The following is a 758-nucleotide window of genomic DNA, read 5'->3' on the forward strand; positions in this document are numbered from 1 at the left end:
TTCATGTATGCTCCATTATCATAACAAACATAAACCATATCATGTCCACGTTCCATTGCTCCTGATAATGATTGGAATCCTATATCATATGTTCCACCATCTCCACCAAATGCGATGAATTTTGAATCATGCTTTATTTTTCCTTTTCTCAATAACGCTTTATGTGCTGCCTCTGCTCCACTAACTGTTGCTCCTGCATTTTCAAAGGCATTGTGTATAAATGAATCTTTCCATGATGTATATGGATACATAAATGTTGATACTTCAAGACAACTTGTTGCACATCCTATTACTGCTTTATCTTCTTCTTTTAATGCTCGTAATACTCCTCTTACTGCTACTGGAGCACCACAGCCTGCACACATTCTATGTCCACCTGCTAAACGTTCTGGTTTATTCATTTCTTCCTTTAAATTATAACCCATACCATTCGCCTCCTACTCTCTTACTGATAGATACCTATATGTGTTTCCGATATCTCCAGTATTTTTGATTTCATCTAATGCGCTATATACTTCCATTATGTTCTCAACTTTAACGTCACGACCACCTAAACCATAAATATAGTTAACCATTTTTGGCTTATTTGCTGAATCATATAAAGCACTTCTTACTTCTGCAAATACTGGTCCGCCGCATGCGTTGAATCCTTCTGCTCTATCCATTACTGCTACAGCTACTTTTCCTTCTAGTGCTGCTGCAATTTCTTCTGCTGGGAATGGTCTAAATACACGAATCTTAAGAAGTCCAACTTTTTT

Annotated in this window: 1 protein-coding gene and 1 pseudogene; both read right to left on the reverse strand. The window is 37.1% G+C overall.

The annotated features are described in order from the left end of the window. On the reverse strand, positions 1-425 hold a 425-nt coding region (locus tag ACQ3F0_RS26750), incomplete at its 3' end, for a thiamine pyrophosphate-dependent enzyme (protein WP_428868868.1). Positions 426-437: 12 nt separating this feature from the next. Then, positions 438-758 (reverse strand): annotated as a pseudogene (porA, locus tag ACQ3F0_RS26755) (pyruvate ferredoxin oxidoreductase); the annotation flags it as partial.

The organism is Clostridium sediminicola, from assembly GCF_050402865.1.
GTDB classification, from domain to species: Bacteria; Bacillota; Clostridia; order Clostridiales; family Clostridiaceae; genus Clostridium_AF; species Clostridium_AF sediminicola.